This is a genomic window from Succinimonas sp. (assembly GCF_045225735.1).
Taxonomy (GTDB): Bacteria; Pseudomonadota; Gammaproteobacteria; order Enterobacterales; family Succinivibrionaceae; genus Succinimonas.
In genome coordinates, this window is record NZ_JBGVBR010000051.1 from 1 (window position 1) to 6,396 (window position 6,396).

Sequence of the window (6,396 nt, forward strand, 5' to 3'; positions counted from 1 at the left end):
CGGTACAGGGCTTTTGTAAATAAAATTGCCATTAGGATTAACCGGACAATTCCCGGTAGCGCCGGGGGTTTCCGGCGGCTTATGAAAAGACCGACAGCTTATGGGATACCGGCAGCTCTGGAGATGCCGGTATCAAGAGGAGAACATGATATGAGCGGACCCAAGGACAGCAGAATTTCCCTGGAGGAGAGACGCCGGCGGGAGCTGGAGCGTAAAAGACGGGAAGAGCTGGAGCGCAAGAGACGCGAAGAGGAAAGAAGACGCCTGATGGAGGAGGCCCGCAAAAAAAGAGTGCGGGATCTCAAGGACAGCATCAATTCCAGTTCCCGGGGGCTGGAGGTGGCTCTGAACAGCGGCCGGGAGCAGATTCAGGGACTTAAGGAAAAAATCGACGAGTTCGGCATTGCTCCCACGCAGGAGTACCGGAAATTCACCGGGGACGTGGAAGCCGTGGCGCAGGAGATCGTGGCCGCGCGCTCCCGGGATCGCAATACGGAGAATGAACAGACCCTGAAGGATATTCTGGCTGATTTTCAGAAGGTGGCCGATCGCTTCCGGGTGGTCATGGACGGAGTGCCCCGGGTGGCTAAAAGCATTTCCGCCGCCTATACCGAAAAGCTGACCTCCGAGATCGCCGATCTTTCCAAGCAGCTGGCCGAAGAGGAACGGCAGCGGCGGGAGAAGGAACAGCAGGAGAAGATCCGGAACGCCGCGGAGGAGGAGCAGAAGCGGCAGGAAAAGCTTCATGAGGCCCGGAAGGCTGCCGAGGCGGAAATTGCCCGCATGGAGGAGTCTTTCAGAAAAACCGTATGCGGCCGGGTGGCCACCTCGCAGATTCAGGATGAGATCGACGCTCTGGAGAACGTGCTCCACGCCGCGGAGAAGGGCAACCATAATGCCGAGTACTTAAGGAGCTTTGCCGCCATCAGTCTGGAGCCCCGGCTTAAGGAGCTCAACCGTAAGCTTACCGATTACGAAAACCTCCGGGAGGAATACGGCGCTCTCAGCGATGAGTATCTCGCCATCTGCCGGGAAGCCGGCGTGCCCCCCAAGACCTTCCCGGTAACCCGTTCTTCCCTGACCTTTCTGAAAGCGGAAATCGATGTTATTCATCAGACTCTGGCCAAGCGGGATGCCGAAAGGTATATCAGCGCTGCCATCAACGAGGTTATGGCGGAGATGGGCTACCGTCTTATCGGGGGCCTCAAGGCCCGGCCGGACGGCATTGTGAAGAGCGGCCTTTACCGCTTTAACGAAGAGGCGGCGGTGAGCGTCACCTACGATTCCAACGGCGACATGTGCATGGAGCTGGGCGCTTTGGACACCGAGGATCGGGATCCGGATCCCGCGGAATCCGAGCGGCTCCGGCAGGATATGGAAAGCTTCTGCTCCGGCTACCGCAAGATCCGGGAGAAGCTGGCGGAAAAGGGGCTGGTGCTGAACCGCGGGAGCGAGCTTCCTCCTGATGCGGAGTATGCTCAGGTGTTCAATATCAGTGATTATGAGTGTGCCCGGGAGGATATCCAGGAGGTGGAGAACGCCCGCAGAATTGTCCGTACCGCCCCTGCTTCGGCGCAACAGCAAATGCATCTCCCCCAGGAAGGCAGCTGAAGATCTCCGGACTGAGCGGGAATGATGCGGCAATCGAGCGGAAACAGAACGTAAACGAAGCATCAATTAAGCAGGAATTATGATTGTGACAAGGAGAACTTAAAATCCATGGCCAGAGTAAAGATTTGTCCCAAATGCGGCGCCGAGAATTCCCCCGGCAGCGCCTTTTGCATTAACGAAAACTGCGGCTGGGATCTTTCCGGCGTTAAATCTGTGGACAAGGAGGCGCCTAAGCCGGCCCCGGATCCTGACCCCGGTGAGAAAGCTCCGGAGGATAACGCCGTTCCCCCGGGAAAGGATTGGGCCAAGATCTGTCCGAAGTGCGGCCGGGCTAACCGGGTTGTGGCCAAGCAGTGCGTTGCCTGTCATGAGAATCTCAAGTTTTTGATCGAAAAGACTCTGGTGGACAAAAGCCTGCTTCAGGGATCTTCCGGAGCTCCTGCCCCGGAGCCCGCCGCCCCGAAGCCGGTAAACAAGGTTATTGCCTCACTGAACGCTCCGGACGGGAGATGCATTCTTAAAATTGACACCCTGCATCCCATTACCGTGATCGGCCGGGAGAATGTCATGGCGGATTATCTGGCTTCCCGGGATTACACCAGCCGTCTCCATGCGGAGATCCATGTCATGGGAGACCGTCTCGCTTTCGTTGATAAGGGCAAAAACGGCACCTATATCAATAATGTGAAGATGTCTCCCGGTTCCACCGAAGTGCTGAAGGACGGGGATAAGGTCTCCATGGGGGATCGCTGGCCGGATGACTGGACAAAGTCCCAGGCGGGCTGCTTTATCGTGGCCTATGAGACCGGGGTCTGACCCCATGTATGTAGCCCGGCTTCTCTATCCTCTCAGGGTGCTGGGCCCCGGGAAGCGCGTCGGCATCTGGTTTGCCGGCTGCAGCCGGGGCTGCCCGGGCTGCAGCAACCCCGAGCTCTGGAAGCAGGATCCCCGGTATCTGGTTTCCGGGGACACAGTGCTCAAAATGATAAACGCCATCAGAGAAACCCGGGGTGCCGAGGGTATAGACGGCTTCACTCTTACCGGAGGCGATCCCTTTGAGCAGCCGGAGGCCTTAAGGGAGCTTCTGCCCCGGCTCCGGGAGATCTCGGCGGACATTTTGGCCTACAGCGGCTTCCGGCTGCGGGAGCTCCGGAACCGGGGGTACCGGGATATTCTTGACCAGCTTGCCGTGGTTATTGACGGCCCCTATGTGGAGTCCCGGAACACCAACTGCTTTCTCCGGGGATCGGACAATCAGGAGATCCATATCCTGAACCCCGCTCTTGAGGAACGTTACCGGGAATACCTTAAGAACGGACGCAACGAGGTGCAGAATTTCAGAACCCGGGACGGCTTTATCTCCGCGGGCATTCATCGTCCGGAGTATCCCCGGGAGCTCCGGGAGGCTCTTCTGTCCAAAGGGGTAACCATCGGCGGGGAGACCTGCGGGGATGAGACCGCGCCGGAACACACGCAGAATCAACATTAAGGACTAATTTGCCATGGATAATACGAAACAGACTTTTGACGGCCCTAAGTGGCATCGGGAGCTCGGGATCTTTAACCGCATCAAGCCCCTTATTATTCTGGAGGGGAACATTCTGGACAAGTATGTTTACCCGGAAGAGAATAATTATGCTTCCAAGGGGGAGATTCTGGACTTAAATTCCTATCTTTACGCCTTCTACAAGAACCTGGGCTATCAGCATGTGATTTTTTACAGCCATATCCGGGGTTTTTTCACGGACGCCAATGACTGCGAAAACGCCATGGACGAATTCGGGAAGCTGGTTAATCAGAATGTGGAGACTCAGGGCCTTAATAAATTTATTCCGGCTCAGTTCACCGGAAGAGCTCCCACCGCCCCGGATGTAGTCAGCATGGCTCTGGAGCAGGAGGTGGAATCCGCGGTGATCATCATGGATTTCGTTTCCCGCTACATTGTGGCTCCCAATTCCATGCAGCAGCCGGACGTGCTCAGCTTTACCAAGCTCCAGGAGTCCGCTCTCCGGGGCAAGGATGTGGAGGTCGCAAACGGCGTCCGTCTTAAGAATTCCCTGGTGCTTCTGGTGAACAAGGTTAATGACCTTCCCAGCTGGCTTTTTCTGGATAATCCTTCCGCCAAGACCATCACCATCAGCACGCCCGGCAAGGATGAACGCTTTAATTTCATTGATACTCAGTTCCGCTCCTTCTTTGATCCGGATATTTACCGGGAAGACATGGCGGCCTATCAGGGCGAGTCCGGCCAGGATGCCATTTATAAGCTGAAGCAGCGCTTTACCGGTCTTACCGCGGGGTTTTCGTACACGGCCCTTAACGGCCTCTCTCTCCTGTCCAGAAAGCAGCGGTTCCGCGTTTCGGATCTCTGCAAGGTGGTGGATCTTTATCGCTTCGGCATTACGGACAATCCCTGGCAGACTCTGAAGCATGATGATTTTGCCCATGCCGAGGTGGATTTTCGGAAACGGGTGAAGGGGCAGGATCTGGCCCTTACCAGAACTTTGGATGTCATAAAGAGAGCCATTGTGGGCATGGACGGCCTCCAGCACTCCTCCCATACCAAGCCCAAGGGAGTGCTGTTTTTTGCGGGGCCCACCGGCACCGGCAAGACCGAAACCGCCAAAACCCTGGCGCAGAAGCTCTTCGGAGACGAAAGCCGCTGCATCCGGTTTGACATGAGCGAATTCGGGCAGTCCCACAGCGACCAGAGACTTTTAGGCGCCCCTCCGGGATACGTGGGCTATGAGGCCGGCGGTCAGCTTACCAATGCTGTCCGGGATAACCCGTTCTCCATTCTGCTCTTTGATGAAATTGAAAAGGCGCATCCCACCATTCTGGACAAGTTCCTGCAGATCCTGGAGGACGGCCGCCTCACCGACGGGCAGGGGAATACGGTGTACTTTTCAGAAAGCGTGATTATCTTCACCAGCAACCTGGGCATCTATGTTCCGGACAGGGACGGCGGCCGCCGGAAGAATGTTACTCCCGAGGATTCTTACGAGGACGTCCAGAAGAAGGTGCGGGCCGCTATTGAAAATCACTTCAAGTTTACCCTGAACCGGCCGGAGATCCTGAACCGCATCGGCGAAAACATCGTGGTCTTTGATTTCATAAGACCGGATGTGGCCGCGGATATTCTGGCTTCTCTTCTGGAGCGCATCTGCGAGAATCTCCTGAGAAACAAGAAGATCGGCCTTGTTCTTGACGAAAGGGCGGTGGCGGAGCTCAATGCCCTGGCGCTCCGGAACCTGGATAACGGCGGCCGCGGCATCGGCAATGTGGTGGAGTCCTATCTCATAAATCCTTTGTCCCGTTATCTTTTTGATAACCGGGTGGAGCAGAATGCCGATATAAAGGTGCTTTCCGTAGTGGCGGGAGATATTAAGAGCATTGCCGAGACTCCGGCCGTACTGAAATGCGAATTAACCAGACATGATAAAGGGGGGGCGTAAAAATGAAAATTGCATGTCAGATTGTACGGGGGCCGGAGCATGCGGAATGCGAGGATCATGCTCTGGTATGTCAGCCCGGAAATCCTGCCGGTTCTCAGGTTTTGAACGTCTTCCGGGGGGAACTCACGGCTGAAATCCCCGGCGTTTTTGCCGTGGCGGACGGGGTGGGCGGCAATCCCGGCGGCCATGAGGCGTCCGGCTTTGTCCTCAGGGATCTCATGGAGAAGGCTAAGGATCTTAAGCTTTCTTCTGAGGACAAGGAAGCGGAGAAGACTCTTCAGGAGCTTATCCATACTCTGAACGGGGATCTTGTTTCCCAGGCCCAGAAAACCCCGGGCAAGGAGATCATGGCCACCACCTTTACCGCGCTTTTCATGAACGAGGGCGGGGCCTGGTATCTCCATACCGGAAACACCCGGCTTCAGGTGATGAGCGGCATCTTTATAAAGCAGATCACCTCGGATCACACCACCTATCAGTGGCTCATTGATTCCGGAGCCTTCGAGGCTGCGGAGCATTGCAACCGCTGCGAGATCCAGAGCTGTCTCGGCGCCGGTTCTCCCCGGTATCTTACCAGGATTAATGCGAAACGTTTTCGGGAAGCCGGAGATCTGGCCGGAGTATATCTGCTCTCTTCGGACGGCGTGCATGAATACACTGATCCCGACTTTATGGAGGATATCATGGGCCGGGATGATATCTCGGATCTGGAAAAGACGGATGCGATAATTGCCGAGGCCCGGAAAAACGGATCCCTGGATGACACCACCATTATGATTATCAGGGTCTGATCTCCCTCCGGAAAATCTGAAAGAACCCGGCTGACAGGATGCCGGGTTTTTCTTTGCAAAGCTCCGGAAGGAGCCGGACGAGCTTGGCGGAGAAACAGCCTTATTACTGCGGGAGAAGCCGGAAGGGCGTTTTTTGGGGCTGCGTCTGGCCTGAGGAGGCTCCCTTTCAAGTGCCTTTTTGAAAGCAGGGAGGTCAGTCAGTCTGACCTTTGCGGAATCATTTCTCGCTCCTGTTCAGGGGGCTTTTTTGACATCCCGGGATTGAGCGGGCGGGAAAGCGTCCCTGCCCCGGCATAACCCCAAACTCAGGCGCGGCCCGGGCTGTCAGTCCGGGCCTTTTTGCTATCTTGCGGGGAGATGATCCGGCGCCGTGCAAGCTCAGGTGAATGCCGCCCTCGCTGATCTCGGCGCCTAATATCTGATCAGAGATGCATCAGGATCCGGCTCGTGCCTGTATGTATGCGCCCATATTCCGGCCTCTAGCGGCGGTCATGCGTTCATTTTCAGGTAACACGAGGCTGTTTCCGGGGTAAAGGGGC

The 6,396-nt window shown here is 56.2% G+C and carries 5 protein-coding genes; all 5 read left to right on the forward strand.

Annotated elements, in window-relative coordinates; all coding sequences use genetic code 11:
- Positions 1 to 150 precede the first annotated feature (150 nt).
- The 5 genes from ACJROR_RS01800 (at position 151) to ACJROR_RS01820 (ending at position 5,857) form a co-directional block, all read left to right on the forward strand.
- Positions 151 to 1,611 (forward strand): hypothetical protein, encoded by a 1,461-nt coding sequence (locus ACJROR_RS01800; RefSeq protein WP_406545604.1) that lies wholly within the window; start codon positions 151 to 153, stop codon positions 1,609 to 1,611.
- A 108-nt stretch (positions 1,612 to 1,719) separates the two neighbouring features.
- The gene (locus tag ACJROR_RS01805; RefSeq protein ID WP_406545605.1) at positions 1,720 to 2,427 is read left to right on the forward strand and encodes an FHA domain-containing protein; all 708 of its coding nucleotides are present in this window, start codon (positions 1,720 to 1,722) and stop codon (positions 2,425 to 2,427) included.
- A gap of 4 nt (positions 2,428 to 2,431) precedes the next feature.
- A complete protein-coding gene (locus ACJROR_RS01810) occupies positions 2,432 to 3,100 on the forward strand; it encodes a 4Fe-4S single cluster domain-containing protein (protein WP_406545606.1) in 669 nt (222 codons plus the stop codon).
- A 13-nt stretch (positions 3,101 to 3,113) separates the two neighbouring features.
- Positions 3,114 to 5,066: an AAA family ATPase gene (locus tag ACJROR_RS01815; protein ID WP_406545607.1), complete on the forward strand. Its 1,953-nt coding sequence runs from the start codon at positions 3,114 to 3,116 to the stop codon at positions 5,064 to 5,066.
- Between the two features lie 2 nt (positions 5,067 to 5,068).
- Entirely contained in the window at positions 5,069 to 5,857 is a 789-nt protein-coding gene (locus ACJROR_RS01820; RefSeq protein WP_406545608.1) for a PP2C family protein-serine/threonine phosphatase, read from the forward strand.
- Positions 5,858 to 6,396 lie beyond the last annotated feature (539 nt).